21 protein-coding genes and 1 pseudogene are annotated in these 25,788 nt (G+C 58.6%); 9 read left to right on the forward strand and 13 right to left on the reverse strand.

What is annotated here, in order from left to right; translation table 11 throughout:
* Window positions 1-82: 82 nt before the first annotated feature.
* From BK662_RS20620 to gnd, 3 genes are read right to left on the reverse strand one after another with little or no spacing between them, the layout of a single operon-like run.
* Complete coding sequence (locus tag BK662_RS20620) at window positions 83-904, reverse strand: HAD family hydrolase (protein ID WP_123359596.1); 822 nt, start codon at window positions 902-904, stop codon at window positions 83-85.
* Window positions 897-2,423: a glucose-6-phosphate dehydrogenase gene (zwf, locus tag BK662_RS20625; RefSeq protein ID WP_123359597.1), complete on the reverse strand. Its 1,527-nt coding sequence runs from the start codon at window positions 2,421-2,423 to the stop codon at window positions 897-899. Before zwf ends, BK662_RS20620 begins: the two co-directional genes overlap by 8 nt.
* Entirely contained in the window at window positions 2,420-3,400 is a 981-nt protein-coding gene (gene gnd, locus BK662_RS20630) for a phosphogluconate dehydrogenase (NAD(+)-dependent, decarboxylating) (protein ID WP_123359598.1), read from the reverse strand. The genes zwf and gnd overlap by 4 nt, the downstream gene beginning before the upstream one ends.
* A gap of 272 nt (window positions 3,401-3,672) precedes the next feature.
* Between gnd and BK662_RS20635 the strand changes: the two genes are divergently transcribed.
* The gene (locus BK662_RS20635) at window positions 3,673-3,855 is read left to right on the forward strand and encodes a DUF6026 family protein (RefSeq protein ID WP_123359599.1); all 183 of its coding nucleotides are present in this window, start codon (window positions 3,673-3,675) and stop codon (window positions 3,853-3,855) included.
* Between the two features lie 196 nt (window positions 3,856-4,051).
* Window positions 4,052-5,797: a phosphoethanolamine transferase CptA gene (locus BK662_RS20640; RefSeq protein WP_123359600.1), complete on the forward strand. Its 1,746-nt coding sequence runs from the start codon at window positions 4,052-4,054 to the stop codon at window positions 5,795-5,797.
* Window positions 5,798-5,982: 185 nt separating this feature from the next.
* Here the strand turns inward: BK662_RS20640 and BK662_RS20645 are convergent, their stop codons facing one another.
* The 5 genes from BK662_RS20645 to BK662_RS20665 all read right to left on the reverse strand — a co-directional run bounded on the left by BK662_RS20645 (window position 5,983) and on the right by BK662_RS20665 (window position 9,574).
* Window positions 5,983-6,474, reverse strand: a complete 492-nt coding sequence (locus tag BK662_RS20645; protein ID WP_123359601.1) for a GNAT family N-acetyltransferase — start codon at window positions 6,472-6,474, stop codon at window positions 5,983-5,985.
* Window positions 6,475-6,590: 116 nt separating this feature from the next.
* Window positions 6,591-7,172, reverse strand: a complete 582-nt coding sequence (locus BK662_RS20650) for a DinB family protein (protein ID WP_123359602.1) — start codon at window positions 7,170-7,172, stop codon at window positions 6,591-6,593.
* A gap of 18 nt (window positions 7,173-7,190) precedes the next feature.
* Entirely contained in the window at window positions 7,191-8,309 is a 1,119-nt protein-coding gene (gene zapE, locus BK662_RS20655) for a cell division protein ZapE (RefSeq protein WP_123359603.1), read from the reverse strand.
* A gap of 154 nt (window positions 8,310-8,463) precedes the next feature.
* Entirely contained in the window at window positions 8,464-8,805 is a 342-nt protein-coding gene (locus BK662_RS20660) for a nuclear transport factor 2 family protein (protein WP_007897370.1), read from the reverse strand.
* 52 nt (window positions 8,806-8,857) lie between these two features.
* Window positions 8,858-9,574 carry a helix-turn-helix transcriptional regulator gene (locus BK662_RS20665; protein WP_123359604.1) on the reverse strand — a complete coding sequence of 239 codons (717 nt, stop codon included), beginning with the start codon at window positions 9,572-9,574 and terminating at the stop codon, window positions 8,858-8,860.
* Window positions 9,575-9,710: 136 nt separating this feature from the next.
* On the opposite strand from BK662_RS20665, the pseudogene BK662_RS35505 reads away from it, so the two are divergent.
* Both BK662_RS35505 and BK662_RS20675 read left to right on the forward strand, forming a co-directional pair.
* Window positions 9,711-9,908: pseudogene (locus tag BK662_RS35505) on the forward strand (xanthine permease XanP); the annotation flags it as partial.
* A gap of 61 nt (window positions 9,909-9,969) precedes the next feature.
* Window positions 9,970-10,443, forward strand: a complete 474-nt coding sequence (locus BK662_RS20675) for an LEA/WHy family protein (RefSeq protein ID WP_123359605.1) — start codon at window positions 9,970-9,972, stop codon at window positions 10,441-10,443.
* A gap of 3 nt (window positions 10,444-10,446) precedes the next feature.
* On the opposite strand, the gene BK662_RS20680 is transcribed toward BK662_RS20675, so the two are convergent.
* The gene (locus BK662_RS20680) at window positions 10,447-12,024 is read right to left on the reverse strand and encodes an alkaline phosphatase D family protein (protein ID WP_123359606.1); all 1,578 of its coding nucleotides are present in this window, start codon (window positions 12,022-12,024) and stop codon (window positions 10,447-10,449) included.
* 103 nt (window positions 12,025-12,127) lie between these two features.
* On the opposite strand from BK662_RS20680, the gene BK662_RS20685 reads away from it, so the two are divergent.
* Entirely contained in the window at window positions 12,128-12,673 is a 546-nt protein-coding gene (locus BK662_RS20685; RefSeq protein ID WP_123359607.1) for a GNAT family N-acetyltransferase, read from the forward strand.
* A 113-nt stretch (window positions 12,674-12,786) separates the two neighbouring features.
* On the opposite strand, the gene BK662_RS20695 is transcribed toward BK662_RS20685, so the two are convergent.
* Window positions 12,787-13,710: a carbon-nitrogen hydrolase family protein gene (locus BK662_RS20695; protein ID WP_123359609.1), complete on the reverse strand. Its 924-nt coding sequence runs from the start codon at window positions 13,708-13,710 to the stop codon at window positions 12,787-12,789.
* A gap of 85 nt (window positions 13,711-13,795) precedes the next feature.
* Here BK662_RS20695 and BK662_RS20700 point away from each other — a divergent pair, with 85 nt between their 5' ends.
* A complete protein-coding gene (locus tag BK662_RS20700; protein ID WP_123359610.1) occupies window positions 13,796-14,710 on the forward strand; it encodes a LysR family transcriptional regulator in 915 nt (304 codons plus the stop codon).
* A gap of 202 nt (window positions 14,711-14,912) precedes the next feature.
* On the opposite strand, the gene BK662_RS20705 is transcribed toward BK662_RS20700, so the two are convergent.
* Entirely contained in the window at window positions 14,913-15,164 is a 252-nt protein-coding gene (locus BK662_RS20705) for a hypothetical protein (protein WP_123359611.1), read from the reverse strand.
* A gap of 165 nt (window positions 15,165-15,329) precedes the next feature.
* On the opposite strand from BK662_RS20705, the gene BK662_RS20710 reads away from it, so the two are divergent.
* Window positions 15,330-15,647 (forward strand): ElaB/YgaM/YqjD family protein, encoded by a 318-nt coding sequence (locus BK662_RS20710; RefSeq protein ID WP_123359612.1) that lies wholly within the window; start codon window positions 15,330-15,332, stop codon window positions 15,645-15,647.
* Window positions 15,648-15,818: 171 nt separating this feature from the next.
* On the opposite strand, the gene BK662_RS20720 is transcribed toward BK662_RS20710, so the two are convergent.
* A complete protein-coding gene (locus BK662_RS20720) occupies window positions 15,819-16,859 on the reverse strand; it encodes an Ldh family oxidoreductase (protein ID WP_123359613.1) in 1,041 nt (346 codons plus the stop codon).
* A gap of 261 nt (window positions 16,860-17,120) precedes the next feature.
* On the opposite strand from BK662_RS20720, the gene BK662_RS20725 reads away from it, so the two are divergent.
* Entirely contained in the window at window positions 17,121-21,950 is a 4,830-nt protein-coding gene (locus BK662_RS20725) for a dermonecrotic toxin domain-containing protein (protein ID WP_123359614.1), read from the forward strand.
* A 247-nt stretch (window positions 21,951-22,197) separates the two neighbouring features.
* A complete protein-coding gene (locus tag BK662_RS20730; RefSeq protein ID WP_123359615.1) occupies window positions 22,198-23,199 on the forward strand; it encodes a FecR family protein in 1,002 nt (333 codons plus the stop codon).
* Window positions 23,200-23,254: 55 nt separating this feature from the next.
* Here the strand turns inward: BK662_RS20730 and pvdQ are convergent, their stop codons facing one another.
* Window positions 23,255-25,600 (reverse strand): bifunctional acylase PvdQ, encoded by a 2,346-nt coding sequence (pvdQ, locus tag BK662_RS20735; RefSeq protein ID WP_123359616.1) that lies wholly within the window; start codon window positions 25,598-25,600, stop codon window positions 23,255-23,257.
* Window positions 25,601-25,788: the final 188 nt, after the last annotated feature.

Consider the following 25,788-nt stretch of genomic DNA (forward strand, 5'->3'; position numbering starts at 1 on the left):
TCAACAACAATGTTGAATGTGACGGCCTCTTCGCGAGCAAGTCGAATCGTCGCACCGCCGCTCCCACATTGGTTTTGTGTCGTTATCGAGGAAGGATGTACTTCTCAATCGCCTGGGCCGCACCGTCTTCGGTATTGGCCCCGGTCACCACGTCGGCCTGACGCTTCACCGCCTCCTCCGCCTGCCCCATGGCGATCGACAACCCGGCGCTATGAAACATCGCCGGGTCATTGCCGCCGTCACCCATGGCGGCGGTCTGTTCCAGCGGCACCCCGAGAAACTCGGCCAGTGTCGCCAATGCCTCGCCCTTGTTCGCCAGCATCGCCGTCACGTCCAGATAGATCGGTTGCGAGCGCGAAACCTGCGCCTGCCCTTCGACCTTGGGCAGCAACTGCGCTTCCAGTTCGATCAACAGTTCGGCGTTGTTGCTGGCCGCGACGATTTTGTCGATGCGTGCCAGGTGAGGCTCAAAACTCTCGACCACCACCGGCGGATAACCCAGGCCGTGCTGCTCTCGCGGGACCATCGGGCCATACGCATCTTTCAGCAGCCAGTCGCCACCACTGAACACCCAGACTTCAATGTCCGGCTGATCGGCAAACAGCGTCAACGCCGTCAACGCTGCCGTGACCGGCAAATAATGCGCCACCAGCAAACTGCCGTCCGGGTTGACGATTGTGCCGCCATTGAAGGCCGCCGTCGGCAGATCGATACCCAGGGCTTCGATCTGCTGCAACATGGCTTTGGGCGGTCGCCCGGTCGCCAGGCTGAACAGCACACCGGCCTCGCGCAAGGCGCGGACTGCTTCGATCGTGCGCTGACTGAGGCTGTGATCAGGGAGCAGTAAAGTGCCGTCCATGTCACTGAGCAGAAAACGGATGGGTTGTTGCGTTACGTCACTCACCGACGCTGTGCCAAACACGGCCGTCGCGGGTCAGCAACTCGTCAGCGGTCTGTGGTCCGTCTTCGCCGGCCGCATAGTTCTCCACCGTTGCGTCCTGCTCCCAGGCGTCGAGGAATGGCTGCACGGCGCGCCAGCCATTCTCGATGTTGTCGGCACGCTGAAACAGCGTCTGATCGCCAGTCAGGCAGTCGTAGATCAAGGTTTCATAGCCAGTGGACGGCTGCATCTCGAAGAAATCCTTGTAGGCAAAGCCCAGTTCGATATTGGCCATGTTCAACGCCGGCCCCGGCCGCTTGGCCAGCAGGTCGAACCACATGCCTTCGTTGGGTTGAATCTGGATCCGCAGATAGGTCGGCTGCAACTCGTCGACCTCGGTGTCGCGAAACTGCGCGTACGGCGCAGGCTTGAAGCAAATGACAATCTCGGTGTCGCGCGCGCTCATGCGCTTGCCGGTGCGCAGGTAGAACGGCACGCCGACCCAGCGCCAGTTGTCGATCATGACTTTGAGCGCGACATAGGTTTCGGTCGTGCTGTCGGGCGCCACGTTGGCTTCCTGGCGATAACCGGGCAGCGGCTCGTCATCGATCTGGCCGGCGGTGTATTGGCCGCGCACCGAGTTGGCTCGCGCTTCCTCGGTCGACCAGGGGCGGATGGCGCCGACGACTTTGGCTTTTTCGCCGCGTACCGCATCGGCGCCAAAAGCGGCCGGTGGTTCCATGGCCACCATCGCCAATAATTGGAACAGGTGATTGGGCACCATGTCCCGCAGGGCGCCGGTGACCTCATAAAAACTGCCACGGGTTTCCACGCCGACGGTTTCGGCGGCGGTGATTTGCACGTGGTCGATGTAATGGTTGTTCCAGAAGGCTTCGAACAGGCTGTTGGAGAACCGGCTGACCAGAATGTTCTGCACGGTTTCCTTGCCCAGATAGTGATCGATCCGGTAGATCTGCTTTTCCGTCATCACTTTTAGCAAGCACGCGTTCAAGGCTTCGGCGGTGTGCAGATCGGAGCCAAAAGGTTTTTCGATCACCACCCTTCTGAATGCTTCGGGGGTTTCCTGGAGCAATCCGGCAGCACCGAGACGCCGCACCACTTCGCTGAAAAAGCGCGGCGCGGTAGCCAGATAGAAAATCGCATTGCCAGTTCCGCTGGCGGCGATTTTCGCCGCCAGCGCTTCATAGGTGCGTTCGTCGAGGAAGTCGCCCTGGACGTAACTGATGTGCTTGGCCAGTTTGGCCCACAAGGCCGGATCAAGGGCTTGATCGCCCTTGCCGACCTTGGTCGCCACTTCCGCCCGAATGAAATCTTCGAGTTTTTTGGCGAAGGCTTCGTCACTGATGGCGTTGTGATCAACGCCGATGATCCGCAGTCCATTTCCCAGCAAACCGTCGCGACTCAGGTTGTACAGCGCCGGCATCAGCAGGCGCTTGACCAGATCACCATGGGCACCGAACAGAAACAGCGTGGTAGGCGGTGCGGGTTCTGCCTTGGATTTCCTGCGGATCACATGGGTCATTTTTTCGAAGTCTCCACGTGGCCGCCGAAGCCGAAGCGCTGGGCAGAGAGAATCTTGTCGCCAAAGGTGCCTTGCCCGCGCGAACGGTAGCGCGAGAACAGCGAGTTCGACAGCACCGGTACAGGCACCGATTGCTCCATCGCGGCTTCGATGGTCCAGCGACCTTCACCGCTGTCAGCCACCGAGCCCGAGTAACCGTCAAGTTTCGGGTCGCTGGCCAGGGCATCGGCGGTCAGGTCGAGCAGCCAGGACGACACCACGCTGCCACGACGCCAGACTTCGGCGATGTCGGCGACGTTCAGGTCGAAACGCTGGTCTTCCGGCAGGTTGGTGCTGGCTTTGGTCTTGAGGATGTCGAAGCCTTCGGCGAAGGCCTGCATCATTCCGTATTCGATGCCGTTGTGGATCATTTTCACGAAGTGGCCAGAACCGGCCGGGCCTGCGTGGATATAACCGCGCTCGGCGCGATCGTCATCGGACTTGCGGTCCTTGGTGCGCGGGATGTCGCCCAGGCCCGGGGCCAGGGATTCGAACAGCGGGTCAAGACGCTTAACAGTCTCGGCATCGCCGCCGATCATCATGCAATAACCACGCTCCAGGCCCCAGACGCCGCCGGAGGTGCCGACGTCGATGTAGTGCAGGCCTTTTTCCGACAAGGTTTTGGCCCGGCGGATGTCGTCCTTATAGAAGGTGTTGCCGCCGTCGATGATGGTATCGCCAGCGTCGAGCAAGGTGCTCAGGGTGTCGATGGTGTCTTCGGTCGGTGCGCCGGCGGGCAGCATGACCCACACCGCGCGTGGTTTGGCCAGGCCAGCGACCAGGGCTGGCAAGTCGGCAACACCGGTGGCGCCTGCTTCAGCCAGGGTGTCGACAAAGGCGGTATTGCGGTCGTAAACAACGGTGGTATGTCCGTTGAGCATCAGGCGCCGCGCAATATTGCCGCCCATGCGGCCCAGTCCAATAATCCCGAGTTGCATGTACTGATGCTCCCTACTACAAATAAAGTGTGTCAAAGGTTATAGCCCAACGCGACTAATGAGGGTTAGTCCAGAGCGGCGGGATGAAGTTTCCGGGCATTGTGCCCGATCCAGACTGATAACGTCGGGAATCGTGCCGAAGACACAACGACCATGAAAAATAAAAAAGTTCCCTTCGAGGGCAAAAGAAATCAAAATTGGCGCCGATAGTAAGAGAGCACCTGATCCAGGGAGCGAACTTACAGTTGAGACAGCCATTTGCGAGGTGAGCAATGGGCACCGTACACACAGCACTGCCAGCACAAACCCTTTACGTCACGATCCGTCGCGATGAACTGCGCCAGTTGAAAGATGAGCGTGACCAATTGAAGCGGGAAGTCGCGCAATTGCGCCTGCTGACCCAAGGCAATGAGGTTCAGCCCTGGCCTGTCACCCAACGTGCTCCCCACGCCTGACCCCCTCGTTTGAATCGGAAACAGCCGCCGCTGTTTCCGACTCGCTGCAACCCTGCCTGCTCCGGCAACTCACAAAGTTTTCACACCTTCTTGTCGATACTTCGGCTCATTGTGGCCGTTCGGTATCCGTGCGGCATCCGTTCGTCTGCGACAGGGAGAGTGCGACGGCCGAAGTAATTATCAGGCTGGAGTGCTAATGGCTTTGTTTAAACGCAGCAAAACGTCTGCGAAAGGTTTTGATTGGGCAGGATTTCTCTGGTTATTTCTGTTCTTCTGGTATTTTTCGGGCATTACCCAACTGCTGATTCAACTGACGGGCACCTCCGGTTTTACCGGGTTCCGCCAGGCCTTTGTGATGAGTGCCATCTGGCTCGCGCCGATGCTGTTGTTCCCTAGGCAAACACGCGTGATGGCCGCGCTGATCGGCGTGGTGCTGTGGGCCTGTTCGATGGCCAGCCTCGGTTATTTCTTCATCTATCAGCAGGAATTTTCCCAGAGCGTCATCTTCATCATGTTCGAATCGAACGTGTCTGAAGCCGGCGAGTACATGACCCAGTATTTTGCCTGGTGGATGGTGCTGGCTTTCCTCGCCCACACCGCGTTCGCGTATTTGCTCTGGACCCGCCTGCGTCCGGTGTACCTGCCTCGTGGCCAGGCGCTGATCGCAGCGATGGCGATTCTGCTGGCCGTGGTCGGTTACCCGCTGATCAAGCAGACCGCGCACACCGGCAGCCTGGCGGGCGGCTTCGAGAAATTCGAAACTCGCATCGAGCCCGCGGTGCCGTGGCAGATGGCCGTGGCCTATCACCGTTACCTCAATACCCTGGCCGGCATGCAAGCCATGCTCGACAGCGCCAGCAAGATTGCACCGCTCAAGAACCTCACCGATGCGATGGCCAATCAGCCGGCGACTCTGGTGCTGGTGATCGGCGAGTCCACCAACCGTCAGCGCATGAGCCTGTACGGTTACCCACGGGAAACCACCCCCGAGCTGGACAAGCTCAAGGATCAACTGGCGGTTTTCGATAACGTCATTACCCCGCGCCCCTATACCATCGAAGCGTTGCAGCAGGTACTGACCTTCGCCGACGAAGAAAACCCCGACCTCTACCTGTCCACACCGTCGGTGGTCAGCATGATGAAACAGGCCGGTTACAAGACCTTCTGGATCACCAACCAGCAGACCATGACCAAGCGCAACACCATGCTCACAACGTTCTCCCAGCAGGCCGATGAGCAGGTGTACCTGAACAATAACCGTAACCAGAATGCCGCCCAGTACGATGGCGATGTGATCGAGCCGTTCAACAAGGCGCTGGCCGATGCGGCCCCACGCAAGCTGATCGTTGTGCATCTGCTCGGCACGCACATGAGCTACCAATACCGTTACCCGTCGACGTTCAACAAGTTCACCGACCGCAAAGGTGTTCCGGACGGCGTGCGTGACGATCAGGTGCCGACGTACAACAGCTATGACAACGCCGTGCTGTACAACGACTTCGTGGTGTCGAGCCTGATCAAGGACTACGCCAAGACTGATCCGAACGGCTTCCTGCTGTACCTCTCCGACCACGGCGAAGATGTTTTCGACTCCGCTGGCCACAATACCCTGGGCCGCAATGAGAGCAAGCCGACGGCACCGATGTACACCATTCCATTCATGGCTTGGGCATCGCCGAAATGGCGAGAAACCCATGACTGGAATTTTGCCGGTGATCTCGGACGGCCATACAGCAGTTCTCAGCTGATTCACACCTGGGCGGATCTGGCAGGCCTGAGTTTCGATGAACTGGACCGCAGCAAAAGCCTGGTCAGCGACAGCTTCAAGTCACGGCCGTTGATGATCGGCGATCCTTATGAGCGTCAGCAGCGGCCGTTGATCGACTTCAGCCTGATGAAACCCAAGAGCACGCCTGTCACGCCGGCAGTTGTTCAGCAGTAGTTTTTGGCGCGGATCCTGTTGGAGCGGGCTTGCGTGGCGAGGGAGCTTGCTCCCGCTCGGCTGCGAAGCAGTCGTAAACCCTTTACATGCGGTTTAACTTTGAAATGCCGGGGTCGCTGCGCGACCCAACGGGAGCAAGCTCCCTCGCCACACAAGCCCGCTCCCACAAGATTGTGGATTGCAAATTAAAGCGTTTTGATCCAGAACAGCATCCGCCCGTGCGCCGGGTCGAACATGCCTGGCGAAAAACCGAATTTGCCATAGGCCCCCTGAGCCACCGCATTACCTTCCAGTACTTCCAGGGTGATCTTGCAGCAGCCGCGCTGGCGTGCGATGTCCTCGACTTTGTGCAGCATCTTCTGACTCAGCCCCATCCCGCGAAACTTCGACACTACCGCCACGTCGTGTACGTTGACCAGCGGCCGGCAGGCAAAGGTCGAAAAACCTTCAAAGCAGTTGACCAGCCCTGCCGGCTCGCCGCCGACAAACGCCAGTACGCTGAAGGCATGCGGACGTTTGGCCAGTTCCCCAGGCAGTTGTTGCAATCTATCGGCGGATAACGGGTGACCGCCACCCATCGGGTCTTCGGCGTAGTGGTTCAATACAAGACAAATCGCCTCGGCATGCACCGGGTTGGTGTAGCTGGCCTGAAGCACAAGAATTACTGCGGATTCCATTTCCACCCTCAATCACACAAGTTGCCCCAGTTCGCCTCTTGCGCGCTGAAAGGTCCAGCGACCTTATCGCGAGTCCCGGGGTGCCGACAACTAGATCCTGTTGTGATCGTTCCCTCTCAAACGCCCCAGATCAATGCCTCGGTCCATCCCAACTCGGCAAAGTCCTCGGCCCTCAACTCTGCCTCACCGGCACAGAAAAACTCGTCCAGTTGCGGCGGCTTGACCGAGGTGCCACTGAGCATTGCGTGAACCTGCCCGCGATGATGAATCTGATGCTCGAACAAATGGGACAGCATGCGCAAACGGCTGTCATGTTGCGGCGTGTCGCGCGCGATGGTCACGAGCCGTCCGAGGTCTGCGTCGCGCAGTTGCTCGCAGTAGGCGATCAGTCGACGGTCCACCATTGCTTGCTCGCGCTTGAGATCGGCACCGTGGGTGAACGGCTCGTCTACGTTGAAGAACACGTAGCAATCGGGATGCGGTTCGTCACCGCGCAACTCCCGCTCCAGTGCATCCACATAGAACCAGTCGCACGTGAGGATGTGATTCAGAGTCGCGTTGAGGCTGGGGAAGAAACTGACTCGCGGCGCAGCCAGTTCAGCCCGGCTTAACTGAAGCCAGGCCTTGGCGAGTCGATGATTGGCCCAGGCGTTCTGATAGGCCATGGTCAGCAAATGGTGAGACAAGGGCTGATTCATGTTCGCTCCTTCTGGAGATCAAGCCTCGGCGAAACGTTTTAGCTGCATTTCCTGCAGACGACTAAGGGTGCGGCGAAACGGAAACTCCAGATAGCCCTCGGTGTACAACGCCTCCATCGGCACCTGCGCTTCGAGGTACAGCGGCACCTTGCGGTCGTAGCATTCGTCCACCAGGGCGATGAACCGGCGCACGCCGTCGTCATGCACCGACAACTGCGGCAACTCGCGATCCCCTGCCACCACCCGCTCGACACCGTCTTCAGTGCCGCGAGCGATGCGACCTTCGCGTTTTTGTGCGCTGAGGTTGGGCACGTCGCTCAACAGAATAGCGCTGAAGGTGTCGCACAGGGCCATGAAGTCCATGGCGGCAAATGGCTGCTCGCAGATATCGGCGTAACGGCACCACAGCACGGTTTGACTGGCCTGCATCACATTGACCGAACGGTAGCCGATCCTGACCGGATCGCTGGACAGCGCCTGGCCCACGGTCAAGGCTTTGAACACTTCGCTCAGAGCGCCGGGCTGACCTGGTACGTTCACCCAATAACGCTGCAGACCGGCGCCGGGGTGCAGACGATGATCTTCCCCGCCATCCACCGCAATCACCTGCATGTGTTGCTTGATTGCGGTAATGGCCGGCACGAACCGGTCACGGTTGAAGCCATCCGCGTACAGCTGATCCGGCGGCTGATTGGAGGTGCAGACCACCACCACACCCTGCTCGAACATCACCTGAAACAAACGCCCGAGAATGATGGCGTCACCGATGTCGTTGACGAACAGTTCATCGAAACACAGCACGCGCACTTCCTGGCTCAGCTCGCGTGCCAGCGCTTTCAACGGGTCGGCGGTGCCGGTCAATTGAAAGGAGCGCTGATGCACCCAGCCCATGAAGTGATGAAAGTGCTGACGTCGGGCCGGGACGCGCAGGTTTTGATAGAACTGATCCATCAACCAGGTCTTGCCCCGCCCGACCGGTCCCCAGAGGTACACGCCAGTGATGGGTGTGCGGCCTTCATGCAAGGCTTCGTGGCATTTTTGCAGCGCCCACACGGCATGTTCCTGGGCTTCGTCCTGGACGAAGCCCTTCTGTTCGATGGCGTGTTGCCAGGCGCTTAAGGGAGAGTCGACATTCATGCGCGGCAGTATATAGCAGCTAGCGAAGCTCAACCCCTGTGGGAGCGAGCCTGCTCGCGATAGCGGCGGGTCAGTCAATATTGATGCTGAATGTACCGCCGTCATCGCGAGCAGGCTCGCTCCCACAGGTTTAGCAGCGCGATACAGCACCGGGTTACAACGAGATATCCAGCCGGGCGATCTTGCCCTGCTCATTGAGGCGGAACATATAGCGCAGTTCCAGCGGGCTGCCGGGAAAGGTGCCGGAGATCAGGTTATGCACCAGCACTTTGCCGGTGCGCAGCTGAACGTCGAGCACCTCGACCCTTGGCTGATAACGTTGTGCGGTGTCTTGCATCCATTGGGCGATGGCTTGTGTGCCGACCTGATGCTGCCCTTCATCGAACACGTTGGCATCCTCAGCGAAAAAACTGGCAACCCTCGACGTGTCACGAGCATTGGCAGCGGCAATGTAGGCGGCGATGGCGGGGGCCAGTGAAGAGGCTGGATTGGACATGTTTACGGCTCCTTGTGAGTTGATTCTGGAGCCATGCTAAAACAAGCCTGTGTCAGTTCTTGTCAGGAGTGAAACGCCCTGCTTCGTCCAGTTGCATCTGCTTGCGCCAGGTGCGCAAGAGGTCGCTGCGCCGCCCCGGATAGTGTTCGCCCTGTTCGCTGGCGGCCGAGATCCGGTCGGTGCGAAAGGTGCGATAGGCACTGCGCAATTCACACCAGGCAACGATGATCCGCACCTCGTTGAGAAAGCCCAGGGCCAGTGGCCATATCAGCCGCTGACTCGGCACCTGGTTGGCGTCCGCGTAATCGATGTGCAGCTTGGCCTGATCGCGGATGGCTTGGCGAAATACATTCAAGGGCACGGCATTTTGCGGATAGCCATAACCCGGAGGACCCGGCAGCACGGTCGGGTTGCGCAAGGCCTCCTGGGCCGCGGGGTCGAGTACCGCGGCGATTTTTGCCAGGGCATCGGCCGCGGCTTTGCCCAAGACCTCATCACCACGCTGATCCACGTAGCGCAAGCCGAGCACGATGGCTTCGGTTTCATCGGCATTGAGCATCAAGGGCGGCAGAAACAGACCGCTGCGCAACACATAACCGATCCCCGCCTCGCCAAAGATCGGTGCGCCGAGGGCGGTGAGTTCCGCGATGTCGCGGTACAGCGTGCGTTCGGAAATCTCCAGTTCGCTGGCCAATGTCGCGGCAGTCACCGGACGACTTTTGCCCCGAAGCACTTGTAACAAAGTCAGTAAACGGCTGGTTCGCGACACGGTCGGCAGGCTCTTTCCTGAAAAGTCGTCGGAGCTTAGCAGAGGCTGCTGTCAGAAACTGGCAGGAGCGATAAGACCATCGCTCTATGGCCTGACACAGATCAAATGCGGGAGCGGGCTTGCTCGCGAAAGCGACCACAACATCTTCGAATCACCGATCACCGTCGGTGCGTTGTGCGCTATCGTGCTGAATATCTTCCTGCCCGAAGAATTCATCGAGCTGGAAGAAGATGAGTTCGACCCGCAAGCCTCGGTGCTTCAGGTGATGCAGAATCCGGATGTTGCGCCCAAAGGTGAACCCGCTTCACCTGCAGCTGTCGCACAGTTGAACCGTGCGTCATGCTCAAGAGCCGAGCCACGAGCGGCTCGGCCTTTTTCTTTACGGGAGCCTGTCCATGCGCAGATTGTTCGCCCTGTCTCTGTCCCTCTTGCTGCTCTCCCTGAGCGCCTGCGCCCTGTTCCCTCATCACGACCCGCTGAACATCAACGTGGTCGGTATCGAGCCGCTGCCAAGCCAGGAACTGGAAGTGCGTTTTGCGGTAAAACTGCGTGTGCAAAACCCCAATGAAACGGCAATCGACTACAACGGTGTAGCCCTGGATCTGGAGGTGAACGGTCAATCACTCGCCTCCGGCGTCAGCGACCAGTCGGGCTCGATTCCGCGTTTTTCCGAAGCAGTCATCGTGGTGCCGGTGAGCGTTTCGGCCTTCTCGGTGCTGCGTCAGACCCTCGGGCTGAGTCAGACGCAGACACTGAACAATCTGCCTTACGTGCTTCGGGGCAAACTGGCCAGCGGTGTGTTCGGCACGATGCGTTTCGTTGATCACGGCAAACTCAGCCTGCCGGGGCCGACTACCGACACGTGGTGACGCTCACGGCTCGGCCCGCGGCTTAACCGGATCGATCACCTGGGTCACGCAATGTTTGAGGCCTTCTACGTGCCAGTTGGCCCACAGCCGACTTTTGCCGGTGCTGTCTTCATCCGGCTCTATCGCCAGCCAGTTTCGAGCGGCTATCAGGTAACGTCCTCGGGCACCGATGGGCAACAGGGTTGCGGTGATGCCGTAGTCGATCTGTTCCTGGTGCTTGCCAATGGACTCCAGAAACTGCACCGCCAGCACCGGCGGTGCAGGATGCACGACCCCGGTCGAAATCAATTGGTAGATCAATCCTGAACCATCGTTGCGATGCCGGGATAACGTCGATTCAATCACGCAGGCCCCCGCCACATGAACATCACCGGACACCAGCGTGACCTTGCATGACTCGGCATGGGCGAAATCCAGCAGCCGCATGATCAACCGCTTGCGTTCGTCTCGGTGGGGCAGGCTTCGCCAATGGTCGCGCAAATCGTCCTCCAGTTCCTGTTGCCCCGAGATCAGGTCCAGTGCCTTTTCGGCCGCCTGCAAATCCAGGTAGCCGACGGGAATACTCGACATCAGCAGCAAGTGCTTATGCGCCTTGACCTTGCCCAGCCAGGCATAAATCGCATCCCAACTGACGGGGGAAATGATCCGGGTTTGCCGAGCCGGGGGCGTCGTCAAATCCGGCGCACGCTCACTGCGCAAGTCAGGCACCAGCAATGCCAATTCACCCAGGCCGGTAAACCCCAGGTGAAAGCCGTCAGCGGTGTCGGGAATCGCACAGGGATGGGTATCAGCGGACGGTTTGAGGTGAGGATGAGTCTGGATCAGTTGCTGCTGGAAAATCCTGAAATAGCGCTTGGCCGTGGCAAACAGCCCCTGGAACACCGGGCTTGAATGCAGAATCTCATCGTAGGAACCCCAGCCATCGATGATGTCATGGTCATCCCACATCATCACCGTCGGAACGGCGCTGAGCAGCTTCGCGACCTCAGGCTGTTTCCAGCGCTCCAGGTAGAGTCTGGCGAAGAACTTGTCCAGATCGGCTTCGATCACCTTGCTGTAGACCGCCTTTTGACGGTCGGCAAAGGGTTTGGCAAACCATGTTTTCATCGACGACACACTGCTGCGCATGTCGTCGCTGTAAACCTGATCGCCCCCCATCAACAACAGATGATAGGGCTTGCTTTGATGAACCCCCCACATGTGCTCCCAGCGCTCGTTGTTCCGGTCCACTTTCTCCATGTCCCTGGGGTCCGAGAAACCGTTGCACGACACATAGGCCATGCGCGGCGACTGACCCTCGGCAGGAACGACGAAGTTGGCCTCCGCGCCCTCTATCTTGATCGTGTAAGTCGTGGCGACAGCCTGGTCTTGCAGCGCTTTGAAATCGACGCGCCAGACGCGGTACTGAGGATTGAGCAACGGGATATCGGCGGTGGCCAACGGTTTGCCGGCAGTGACACCGCCGGGTACTTTTACGCTGGGTGATGTCGCGCCCAAGGGTAAAACCACTAGAGCCGACACGTTATAGACATTACTGTTGATGCCACGAAACTGCAGAATCGGGCCGAGTAACAAACTCATGGACGGTCCATCCGTTGACAGGGGTGTGAACGCCTAGAGACTAGACGACAATCGACGCTGCGCATGACGCGCAACACCCGTCTCTACAAGGAGGTCATCCACGATGCACGCCGCACCAACGCTCTACACCGAACGACTGATTTTGCGCCCGCTGGAACTGGCCGATGCCGACGCCATCCAGCAACAATTCCCCCACTGGGACGTGGTGCGTTATTTGAATGTCCTGGTGCCGTGGCCTTATCCCGCTGACGGCGCGTTGACTTATCTGCGTGATATTGCCCTGCCGGCGATGACCCGTGGCGAAGAATGGCACTGGTCGATCCGCTTGAAGTCGGCCCCCGACCAACTGATCGGCAATGTCAGCCTGATGAATGAACAGGACAACAACCGCGGCTTCTGGCTGGCCCCGCAATGGCAAGGCCAGGGGTTGATGGGTGAAGCCAGTGCGGCGGTGACCGAGTACTGGTTCGAAACACTCGGCCGGCCGTTGCTGCGCGTGCCGAAAGCGGCGCCGAATATTGGCTCGCGCAAACTCTCGGAACGTACCGGCATGCGCTTGATACACACCGATGAAGGCGACTTTGTCAGTGGACGATTCCCGAAGGAACTCTGGGAGATCACCCGCGAAGAGTGGCTTCAACTGCGCTGAAGATCCAATGTGGGAGCGGCGGTGCGACGATTCGACTTGCTCGCGAAGGCGGTGTGTCAGTCAATATTAATGTCGACTGACACGCCCTCTTCGCGAGCAAGCCCGCTCCCACATTATGCGTTGAACCGCACGCCCGGTTTGGCCCGCTCATCCACCGTCAACTCAAACACGTCCGGGCGCGCGTAGTGCCCGACCACGTCGTAGTCGTAACGGGCGCGGATCAGGTCGTCGGTGTCGATTTCAGCGGTGAGCAAACCCGCCTCGTCACGCAGCGGCCCGGCGAGAATGTCGCCCATCGGCCCGACAATCACGCTGCCGCCGGCAATCAACGGACGCTGCGCCGGCCAGTTGGCGATTTCCACGCCCAAGGCTTGAGGTGAGGCCTGCACCTGACAGGCGCTGACCACAAAGCAGCGTCCTTCATGGGCGATGTGGCGCATGCTGACTTGCCACATTTCCCGCTCGTCCACGGTCGGCGCGCACCAGACCTCCACGCCTTTGGCATACATCGCGGTACGCAGCAGCGGCATCATGTTTTCCCAGCACACCACTGCGCCGACTCGCCCGACCTGGCTGTCGATCACCGGCAAGGTCGAGCCATCGCCCTTGCCCCAGATCAGTCGCTCGGTGCCGGTGGGCATCAGTTTGCGGTGCTTGGCGACCAGCCCGGCCTGCGGATCGAAATACAGCGCGGTGCAATACAATGTGCTGCCGGCGCGCTCGATCACGCCGATCACCAGGTTGGCACCAGTACGTGAGGACAATCCGGCCAAGGCATCAGTCTCGGCACCGGGCACGTCGATGGCGTTGTCGAAATACCGCGCAAACGCTTCACGCCCCTCCGGCAGTCGATAACCGAGTTGCGTGCCAAAACCCTCGCCCTTGGGGTAGCCGCCGAGCAACGCCTCCGGCATGACCACCAGTGCGGCGCCGGATTCGATAATGGCGGTTTCCCAAGAGAGGATTTGATCAAGGGTGTCGGCCTTGCCGCCGGGCAAGGCGCCGATTTGCAGGGCAGCAACGATGGACTTGGGCATCGTGATGACTCCGTCAGTAATGAGGTGTTGCTCATTCTCCGGCGCCACAGGATCATGAATAAAGCCCGACTCACTGCTGAATGATATGAACCAAATGAATATCGCGACCGTCGATCTCAACTTGCTCAAAGTCTTCGAAGCCCTGCATGAGGAATCCAGCGCCAGCCGTGCCGCGCTGCGTCTGGGCGTGACGCAATCGGCGGTCAGCGCGGCGTTGCGCCGATTGCGCGAGGTGTACGGCGATCAGTTGTTCGTGCGCACGGGTCGAGGTCTTGCGCCGACGCTCAAGGCCAACCAGTTAAAACCGGTGGTCAGCGATGCGCTGAATAAATGCCGCCAGAGCCTGGCGATGGTCGATCCGGCGGCGAATCATTACGACGGACGTTCGGTGACGGTGGGTTTATCGGATGATTTCGAAATCGCCTACGGGCGACGATTGATTGACGAGATCGCGGATCGCGCGCCGAAACTGCGGCTGATCTTTCGCCAGACCCATAGCCAGATCGTCGCCCGAGCCTTGATGGAACGCAGCATCGATCTGGCGATTACAGCAGGCGGGTTCGCCGAGCGTTTGCTCAGTCGTCAGGTGCTGGGTGAAGGCGATTATCTGTGCCTGGTGGATCCCCTCAGTCTGACCGAGGGACAGGAAACTCTCAGCCTTGAAGCGTTCGTCGCCCGTGAGCATATTCTGGTGTCATCGGGCGGTTTTATCGGGATCACCGATGAAGGCCTGGCGGCGTTGGGGCTGAGCCGGCGGGTATGTGCATCGACCACGCACTTTGCCGCGTTGCCGCATCTGCTCAAGGGCAGTCAGGCGGTGGCGACTATTCCAGCTCATGCGGCACGAAGTATCGCTACGCTCAGCGGACTGGCGCTGCTGCCCTGCCCTCTGGCGCTGCCACGCTATCCGATCGAACTGGGCTGGCGCACCAGCACGCAGCTCGATCCGGTGGTGCTGAAAGTGCGCGAGGCGATTATCGCGACCTTTTCCTACCCGTAGGAGCTGGCGAAGCCTGCGATCCTTTGATCTTTAGCAGTTTCGAAACCGGCAAAAGAGCAAGATCAAAAGATCGCAGCCTTCGGCAGCTCCTACATGAGCGCGTACATCCGCCATTGATCGGTCGTACTCATTCCCCGTAGGAGCTGGCGAAGCCTGCGATCTTTTGATGTTCGACAATTTCGAAACCGTCAGCGCTGGAAGCTTATTTAGCGGCCATCAGGCGATTGACTTCACTGCGCACCATGTTCGCAAATTCCGGGGGCGACATGCCGTCAAGTTCGGAGCGGACCCACTCGGCCCATTTGCCTTTGCGCTTGGCACGCTCACCGAACAACCGTGCGGCTTCGCCCTTGGATTTACCCAGGTTGTTTTGCCAGAGCTCGAACAGACGGGATTTTTCATCTTCAAGCGCCGCGCGCTCGGCAAGGGGTTTGTCGGCCAGATTGAAGCTCATGGAAGATACCTGCTGCGTAAAATAGGCGACATCTTACACTGTAGGAGGAAATGTCCTGCCCTGGATTTTTCATCAGGGTGGAGTCGCCACGCAAAATGGCTGCAACTTTTGCCATCGCGCCAGACTCCATTGTTCACTGCCCATTTACCTGCAAGGAGTACTCCAATGGCCCGCAAAATCATCGATCAAGTCGCCGAGGATCAAATCAAGGATCAGGTCTTCAGCGAACTTCAGGCCCTGATCGAAGAGTCGGAAAAACTGCTCAAGAGCAGTGCTTCACTGGTCGGTGAAGAAGCGGACACCCTTCGTGGGCAAATCGCCCAGAAGCTCCAGCAGGCCCGGGGTTCAGTTTCCAGTATACGTGACCGGACCAGGCCCGCAGTCGAGGCCAGCGAAATCTACATCGGTGGTCATCCCTGGCAAACCGTGGCCATCTCCGCCGGATTCGGTTTGGTGGTGGGGCTGTTGTTGGGTCGGCGTTAAGCCATTGTGGCGAGGGGGCTTGCCCCCGTTGGGTCGCGAAGCGGCCCCAAAACTGTTTCCGCGGTGAATCAGCTAAGCGGGTGTGCAGGTTTCACGACTGCTTCGCAGCCGAACGGGGGCAAGCCCCCTCGCCACAAAAGCCCGCTCCCACATTAGGGCTTGCGTTTGAGCTCAAAGCCCGGCCAGTTCCCGCAGATTTGCCAGCGTCTGAGCATCGAGTGCAATGCCTTCGACCTTGGCTTTGGCGCGCTGCTGATGACGCCGATCACCCGGTAACCGCTTGAGCCCTACACCGTGCATTTGCCGAACCAGTTCCTCACTGCGCTCGGCAAAACTCTGCCCCGCCGACTTGCTCGGGTCGATCACGATCAGCAGTTGACCCGTCCAGGGTGTTTTCGCCCCGGGATGGTTCGACCAGTCGAACTCGAAAGAAAAATTGCCGCCAGTCAACGCCGCCGCCAACAACTCCACCATCATCGACAGCGCCGAACCCTTGTGTCCGCCAAACGGCAGCAAGGCACCACCTTCAAGGATCGCTTTCGGATCCTGGGTTGGCTGGCCGAGGCTGTCCACCCCCATGCCCGCGGGCAAACGCTCGCCTTTACGGGCGGCGATCTGTACATCGCCATGGGCGATGGCGCTGGTCGCCAGGTCGAAGACAATCGGACCACCGTTGGCCCGAGGGGCAGCGAAGGCAATCGGGTTGGTCCCGAATAGCGGACGGTCGGCACCGTGCGGAACCACGCAAGTCATGCTGTTGACCACGCTCAGTGCCACCAGCCCTTCATCGGCAAACGGCTCGACGTCCGGCCACAAGGCAGCGAAATGGTGGGAATTACGGATGGCCAGCACCGCAATGCCGGCACCACGGGCTTTCTCCACCAACAATGACCGCGCCGCCGCGAGGGCCGGTTGGGCAAAACCATTAGCGGCGTCGACCCGGACGAAACCCGAGGCCACGTCCTCGACCACCGGTACAGCCTTGCCGTTGACCCAGCCGCTTTGCAACGTCGACACATAACCGGGAATGCGGAATACGCCGTGGCTGTGAGCACCATCGCGCTCGGCACCGGCGCAGTTAAGGGCCAGGGTTCTGGCGACATCGGCTGAGGTGCCGTGGCGCAAGAAGATCTGCTCGAGCAACGCCGTCAGCGCTTCGAAGGACAGGTTTTGCGAAACCGCAGTAGACACATGATCGTGTGGCGCAGACATCTGAAGCTCCAGAGTAATTATTGGAGGGGGCAACAGCGTACGAAGACAAGCCGATTAACAACGCACGACGAGCGAGCTGTCAACTTTTCGGTTGATCACCTGCAGGCCGTACCCGCGCGGCCTCCACTTTCTTCTCGAGTTTGCACGATCAACCGGCAGGCTGTGCGGTAACTATCTACCACCTTCCACACTTCAATGACTTTTAGTCTCGAGGCTCAATCCACTGGCGAATTTCAATCGCGCCCTGAACGAGACTCGACGATGTCTACACCTGTTACTCCGATGTTTTTCCCCCAGGCCCTGAAGTCTCCCGGACTCTGGAGGAAACTTGGCCAAACCCACGGGCTGACGCAAAAGGACTTCGAATGGTTCAGTCACCTGCAACTAGCCAACCACACGCTGCGCGGTGAACAGAAACCGCCCATGCTCGCCGAAAAAATTCTGCTCAAGACCAACGACCTGGAACCCGTGCCCCTGGCCGGCAGCTTCGTGCTGAGCGCCACACCGGATGACAACGGCGTGATTCTCTATACCCCCTACGCCGGCATAAAGAAGTTCGACAGCCGCTCAACCTTGACCGAACAGCTGAACCGCCAGCTGAACAGCGCGACCGAGGACGACGACCTGCTGGCGTTCATGTCGTTGTCTCAACGCAGAACGCTGGCAGATGCCGCCACTATCGAGGTGACCTTTCAAACCATCGAAGGCGAGGTGTTCGAAGACCAAAGCAGCACCATCACCGCACATCAGCACATGAACGATCAGGCCATGCTCGACGAGTTGAAAGCGCTGCCGACCCTGACTTCGCTGCTCGATACGGTGCTCAATGAACTGCTGAAGTCAGCCTTCCCCGGCCTGGATCAACGCCAGACCCAGGTCAGTTTCTATTCCACGGCAACTGCCGATGAACACGATAAGGAAAGCACTCCGGCGCGGCGCTGGCTCAACGCGATGTCCTTGAGTGATGCGGTGCTGTTTCACTACCGCAATCAACGCTGGCCGTTGGGGCAATCACATGAGTTTTCCCACCCGAAAAAGCTTCCGGCCAGCACTGACCAGCAATACTGGGAAACCGCCGTAGCCACTGCCTCCCGAAAACTGATCAGCCTGCTTTCCGAGCAAATGAATAGTTACTGGGACGCAGCGAGTGCCGATGGCGCATCACGTCGCGATTTGTTCAGCAAGGCCATTGCTGAACAGGCGCGAGCGGAGTTCCTGCTCAAGCGCGAAGCCGAAATCATCACGCCTGAACAAAGCCAGGACTTGCATTCGCTGATCGAACCGACCAGCAGAACGTACGAGACACTGACCGTCGAAACCGTGCGTCTCTGGGAATACGAGGCCAACTATGTGGAGCTGGCAGGCTCGCTGATGATCAGTGGCAGCAATGCGTTTCTCTACACCCCCGCTCAGGGGCTGCAGGTGCTGAAAGACTATCAGGACCTCAAAGACACCTTACTGAGCAAATTCAGCGCGGCCGGTCATGAGGATGAGCTCTACGGCCTCCTGAGCCTGGCGGAACGTCAGCGCTTCATCGGTTTCGATCAGCCGAATGTCTCCGGGAAAGTGATTTCCGGTTCGATCTTCAAAAAGCTGTTCGAGGCGATCATCACCAAACAACAGCAGAATGTGGAGTATGCCCTGCAGGTTTTCCGTCACAGCGACGGCATCGTGGACATCAACGCCTTGTTCGACAAGGCGCTGGACATCCGCTCGATGCTCAGCGAGCACCTGCTGATGCTGGATGCCCAAGGGCGCTGGAGTACGCGACCGGTATTGTCGGGCAAGCAACAGCCCTCCATGGTGCTGGCAGACACGGCGGCGGCGTTCGTGAAAACCTTCAGCGATATCGAAGCGCTGATCGGCGCGGACTTTGCAGCTCAACCCACCACCGCGTTGGCACTGCAGCGAGTCTATCTGGAGAACATGAAACCCCGGCTGGCTCATGCTCTTTCCGTAGGCATACGTGGGGAAGCCAGTCTTCGGGGGCTCGACGCCACATTGGGCGACACGGACCGGGCCATTGTCGATACGGTGCTCAATCCGGATAAGCCGGATCGTAAACGCCGGCTCTCACTCAAGGGGTTCCGGCCTGACGCCTATTCATTGACCCTTGAGTGCACCGGCCAAACGAATATCCTGCCCTTGGCCAATTGCATGTTGTTGACCGAGCGTGGCGGGCTCGACCCTCAGCATTCGGGCCGAACAGTTTTATGGACACCTGCGCAGGGCCTGGAAGTCTTTGATACCGTCAGCCGCGCGAGGCAGGAACTGGACCGGCGCCTGCATGATCCGCAAAAACGTCTGGCGCTATTGGAAAACCTCTCCCCTGTCCAGCGCACCTTCCACCAGCGTTATACGCTCGGTGCGTTGCGACTGATTGAAGATCATGTCCTGCAGCGGTTATCACAATCATCCATTGACCACTTCCTGGGACATTGCGAATACCTGCGCGCCCTCAAGCTGGACACTGCAAAACAGATCAAAGCCCTTCAAGCCCTGACAAAAACGGTGGTCGACACCAACTTGCGCAGAGCCACTTCGATCGCGCAGGCGATCACCCTACAGCAGTCCTTGCCTGCCTGGCTCGCAATGGCACCCGTCGAGGAGCAGCAGCTGCACATCGAACTGCTGGAGCAATACCGCAACAGCGTCGACGATGACAAAGACTACCTGCACGGCCTAAAGACGCTGAAGTCCTATGTGCATGAGACGTTGGAGTCACTGCTCGGTAGCCGCTTCTCGGGGACACTGCCAGACCCCGACGACATCGAAATCATCCCCAACCTGACCTTGGCCGGCCCCGCTCGATCCCTGACCGAGTTTGCCTTGAACCATGTCAACATTGCCCAGGGCACAGGTTTCACGATCGCTTCGAAAACCACTCAATCCCTTCCGCAAGGCCTGGACCAGTCCGCTGTCAGGCAACTCCTGCTGTCACTGAACATTCAGCAAACCTACGCAAAACTGGTCATAGACAGCTTGTCGAACAAAAGCGCCGATGCCGACATTCGAAGGCTGCGCTTCATTCGGCAACTGCCCTGGCAATTGATGCAACACGCCCATGCACAAAAACTGCAGCAACGTCTTTCCGACAGCGCCTTCGACTTGATTCGACAGGTGATGGACATGCCGGACGCTATCGCCCGCGCGGCTGTCAACGGCGCCCACGCCATTGTTCGCCCTCTGGAGCTGATCAAGACAGTCGGCGCTGCTGCCGTCAGGACACTGGGCCTGTACCTGATAGGCCCCGGCTCCGGACAGAAAGGTCCGCAAGTCCTGTATGCGCCCTACCATGCAGGCTCGCCATTCACCGAGTTCGACAATGAGACCAGCGTTGTCTCGGCGTTCAATACGCCGGGACCGTTACAGGAGCTGCTGATACGTCGCCTTCCAGCAAGTGCGCAATCCGGGTTTCGCAATCTGTTGAAGTCCACCGTCGGACAAGCGAGCGAAATCACCCTCGCCTCTAACCCCATCGGCGGCAACTTGCTGACCCGGTTGTTCAGCGACAACACAAGCCTGCTGTGGCAAATGCTCGGCGCTCAGTCCGAGGTCGGCGGCCAGTCAGACTGGGAGGCAGCCAAAAACCTGTTCAGCTCCGGCATCCAGAGGTTCTCGGGCCTTTTACCCGGCAAACTGGCTTATGGGCTGTTTTTGTGGCAAGCCTACAAAGACTTCAAGAACTCGGCCGAAGCGCTGCAGGACCACCACTGGAAACAGGCAATGTTCAACTTTATTGCCGGTGCAGTGCAAATGGTGTCACTGGGCAGGTTGTCGCTGGAAGAGTCGATCGGCACAGCGCAGGCAACGACCAATACTCTCGCCGAACCGGCGGCCACTCCTGTGGTCGCGCCGCAATGGTCGCAAGTGCAATCCACTGCACCGATGCGCACGTCACTGCAGCCTTTCGAAACCACCGCCGTCGAACTGAAGGATTTAAAGAAGAACAGCGCTGATGGCACTTACCTGGAAATGACCAGCAGACAAACCTATGCCCCCATCGCGGGCAAGGTGTACCGCGTGACCAAACCCGGGGCGATCTGGCGGATGATCAAAGACACGGAAGAAGGCCCGGCGCTCCTGACTACCTCAGACAAGCAACTGGTGCTCGATTCGGACATCCATACCGTCCACTATGGAAAAGCCCTGTCGAAAATGCACAATCGACATGCCGCCGATAAATATGCCAGGCAGCTTCTGAATATCGAAGCACGGGGAATGAAAGACATTCGGGCAAAACACCCGGAAAAAGCGCGCATGATCGTGCAAGCCATAGACCTGGCTCGCTACTACGCTTTTAACAGTCTGCATAACCTGGCGCAGCTCAGACAGCTGAAGCCGGGGACGCGGCTGGATACCTTCCTCAGAGCCGTTTTTGATGCTGACCTTATCGACGACAGCCTCCTGGACAAAATCAAGAAAGTCATCGTGCCCATTTGCACAGCGCTGGTGGACCCAAACGTGGATTTCATGAATACCGAACGTTTTGTGGTCGGGTCAAACAAATACGCAATCGGCAATACGATTGCTTTTGTTATAAATGATGACGCACAGAATCGTGTGCATTTCACGGAGAGGTTCTTTGACCCGCAACTCGATTGGTACGAGTCCTGTTTGACTGAGCCTTTCAGCGTCGGCGACCATGCCCGGGCCACTACGCTGATCCATGAGTTCTCTCATCTTTTTTCAAAGACCGTGGATATTGCACTGGTTGAAGCAAGGCGCCCGTTCAGCGATCTCATTGCCACCGTCACCGCTTACGGTGTGGCAATCAAACAAACGCAACAGGATTTCCAGCGAAAAGCACTGTCCCTCGCCACCCCGAGAGAGGAGCTGTTTGCGCATTGGAACGAAACGTTGCAGGAATGGATCGATCTGGATTCGGTTGAGGGTTTGGGGCATGTGGCTCAGGACATCCTCAAAACGACGGGCTGTAAAACACTGGATGAAGCTCGCAACATTTTCCTGAATCCGGACAATGTGCATCTGCGAACCGACGTCATTTTGCGCAACGCAGACTCGATCGCTTACTTGATAGGTGAAATGGGTCGACAACTGGATCCGGTGCTAGCCCCATCCCCGAGTTGATCTGAATTTTTCATCATAAAAGCATGTGCAGTCACCCTATCTGCACATGCTTTGCTCGCCCGGTACAGGGCACCAGCCTTGCAGGGGCTTGACCCTTTTTTCACTCAATTTATGGATACTGCCAGGCGATACCCTGTTTGCGGGCGTGCGGATGAAAAATAAGTCGTACTTTGATGGGCAATTGCCATGACGGTTGTTCTCGCAGACTTCCCCTCAAGGTTAGAATGCAGGAAATCAGGATGAGTCAATGACCGATCACTCTCTCTCGCAAGCCCAATACGACGCCATCACCGATGCCGCTGCGCACTGGTGCATGCGTCTGCACGCCACCGACTGCACGGCCGAAGAACGCCTGGCGTTCGAGCAATGGCGTGACGCCCATCCTCTGCATGCCTTCGAGTACGAAGCCATGCTGCAGATCTGGGATGTGGCTGGGGATTTGCCTCGTCCCGAATCTCCCGCGCCGGCAGTTGGCATCAAACCGGCAAAGTCCTGGCGCACCTTCGGCATTGCAGCCACCGTCTGTGCCCTGGCATTGCCACTGGCGGCATACACCGGATGGAACCTGGGTTGGCTGCCCAATGCCTACCAGCATTTCGAGGCGACAGACAATGTTCGTCAGGTCACGCTGGGCGACGGCAGTCAGGTGGAGCTGAACCTGGGCAGTGAACTGACGTTCAGCAACTACAAGGATGAACGTCGTGTCACGTTGAAAAAAGGCGAAGCCTTCTTCAACGTCAGTCACGACGTGCAGCACCCTTTCATTGTCAGGGCGGCCGACGGCAGAATTCGCGTCACCGGAACCCGATTCAACGTCTGGATGTATGAGGATCAGGTACGCGTGAACCTGATCGAAGGTTCCGTCCTGGTAACCAGCAATGGTGCTCTGCCCGGCGAGGGCTCACGTCTCGAACCTGCCATGCAGGCACGTTACCGACACGGCGACTTCACACCGCAAATCAGCCAGACCTCTGCCGATGACCATTCGCTGGCGTGGCGCAGCGGAAAACTGGTGCTCGATGATCTGACGCTGACCGATGCCCTGCCCTTGATCAATCGTTATTTGAACAAGCCAGTCATGATCGCAGACCACAGTACTGGCTCGATTCGCCTCGGCGGCATCTACAACATCAAGGAACTCAACAACCTGGTGGCTTCGCTACCCAAGGTGCTGCCGGTCTACCTGACCCGCAATAAGGACGGCAATCCGGTCCTCAATTCGATCCCGCAACAAGCCCCAAAAAGCTGAAGGCCGCCACCCTTGCGGGGTGCGGCCTTCACTTTTGATTCAAACGCTATCGCGACTACTGCGCGGCGATCTTCCCTGCTTTTTCATCCTGCTCTCGAATCGTCTGAGCCTGATACTGCGGATCGGACGTGATCTGCTGCTCGGTAAACGGCAACACACTCAGCTGTTTCTTCGAAAAGGCCAGTGTCTGATCCCGGGAGTACTTCGACGCCGGGTCACTGGACAACGAGAAAGCCAGTAAGCCCCGAGCCTGCGGTCCCTTATCATCGAAAGTCACCACCTGCAAATAGCTGGTACCACTGACGACTTCGCGTTTTCCGTCGCTTCTCGGCACGCTTTGGATCGCGTTATACACACCCAGCGTGCCCGGCCCGCCGTGGATCGGCGTTTGCTGCCCGCCACTGCTGACCACCTGGATATCACCCCAGCGGCTATCGGCCTTCAGGCCAAGGGCTTTCACCTGTTCGACCGAAGCCATCATCGCCGCCCGAATCGCTTTGGCAACATCTGGCCGTTCAATTGCCAGGCCATGTGGAGTGTTTTGCGGATCCTTCGGATCGAACGCTACACGCCAGATATCAGGGATCTGCTGTAACGGCTCCATGACATTCTGAAAATGCACAAAGCCCAGTCCACTGTCCAGATTCACCCGGCGATCCCAGGCCTTGAGGCTGGCACACAGCGGTGTAAGCGTCGGTGCATCGGCGCCGAGATTCGCGGCGCAGAACTGCAGCAGATCCGGCATCACTTGGGCCGCCTGATACACCTGATCGTCCATCACCATGTGTTGCAGATCGGCCGCAGCGACAGGGCCGGCCTTGCTCAATGTGCCCAGACGCTCCAGTGCGAAACGCGAACGCAGCCCCAACGGCTGATTGTCCTGACTGATCAACGGCGAAAAACCGGTGAGCGGTTGTGCCGGGTTGGCCATCCAGGCCGAATCATTGGAATGCTGCACAAAGTCTTTGCGCAGCAGTTGCGGCAACTTGTCTGCCGCGTAGATACCTTTTTGCGCAGCGTGCGGGTCGATGTCCCAGGCACAGGCGCTGTTGGAACCGTCGAGCAGAATCATCTGTAATCCGGCCCGCGGATCGCTGCACTTGGCCAGCTTGTCGGCATTGACGTTCGGCACCACCGACAGGTTCATGTAAAGCGTCTGCCCTTGATCGTCCACCGCCAGGGTGTTGACCCACGGGATCCCCTGAATCTTGTGCAGCGATGCCTGCAAATCCTTGAGGCTGGTGGCACGGTTCATCGCATACCACTGCTGCAAGACCCGGTCGTTCTCCAGGTTAGCGTCGCGCAGGCTATAGGCGAACTGGTTGTTCCAGTCCAGCTTACCGGGCCATTGCACAATCGGGCCGAACTCCGAGCTGTAGACCACATGGGAGATTTGCCGGGTCTGGCCATCGGCTTGCTTCACGTTCACTGCCAGCGTCTGCTGTTTCATTGGCAAGGACTTGCCATCCAGCAGGTAACGGGTCGGGTCCTTGGGATCGAGTTGCAGGCGATACAGCGTGAAGTGCTTGGACGAATCCACCGTGTGGGTCCACGCCAGGTGCTGGTTGAAACCAATATTGATCATGGGCAGGCCGGGCAACGCGGCGCCCATGACGTCCAGTTTGCCGGGAATGGTCAGGTGCATCTGATAGAAACGCATCCCGCCCACCCACGGAAAGTGTGGATTGGCCAGCAACATCCCGCGACCGTTGAACGAACGTTCGCTGCCGACCGCCACGGCGTTACTGCCGCGATCCAGAGCAAAGCGTTGCATGCGCGAAGCCGCCAGCTGGAACGACGCCGGTTCGCCCGCCAGATGGGCAACGGTTTTCGGCGGGGTAGCACCGGCCAATGCTTCGGCAAACTGCCCCACGCCGCCTTCGACCAACAGACGTCGGGTCAACTTGACCAGGTCCTGGGCGGTAATCGCGCGCACCCATTCTCCCTGGCATTGCTGCGGCAAACCCTGCGCTCGACGCTCTGTCAGCGAACGGTTGTAACCCGCCACGTAACCTTCGATGAGCTCTTGGACTTCAGGCGTTTGCGTCTGCCAGAAAGCGGCAACAGCCTGCGGGGTATTCAGCCAGTTGAAAAACACATCGCTGGCCAGGTTCCCGCGCTCTTCGACGCTAGACTGGTCCGGGCCGAAATACCGTGAGCGCTCGCCATTGACGGTGACGATCTCATTGGCCAGCAAGCACAGATTATCTTGAGCGTAGGCATAGCCAATGCCATAGCCGAGCCCACGCTCGTTGTCGGCACGAATATGCGGCACGCCGAAACTGGTTCGACGAATCTCGGCCGTCGCCTGCTCTGGCTGGCTGCGCGCGTTTGCTGCAAGACTGAGCCCCAGAAACACACCCGCAAGGCTCAACCTGGTTAACTGCCTGGAAATAATCACGCTCGCTCCTGATCGAAAAGACGTATGACACGCAATGCGCCTCCCCTTAAAACGAAGCAAACAGCAAAAATTTAGGACATCCCCCGCGCCCGGCTCACGGGCCGCTGACATAACGGCGACAAATTTTCTACATACGGGTCTTCATTATTTGCCTGGCTCATTCGTCTTATTGATTGAGAGCGCCCATC

The sequence above is a fragment of the Pseudomonas frederiksbergensis genome (genome assembly GCF_003732275.1).
GTDB classification, from domain to species: Bacteria; Pseudomonadota; Gammaproteobacteria; order Pseudomonadales; family Pseudomonadaceae; genus Aquipseudomonas; species Aquipseudomonas frederiksbergensis_H.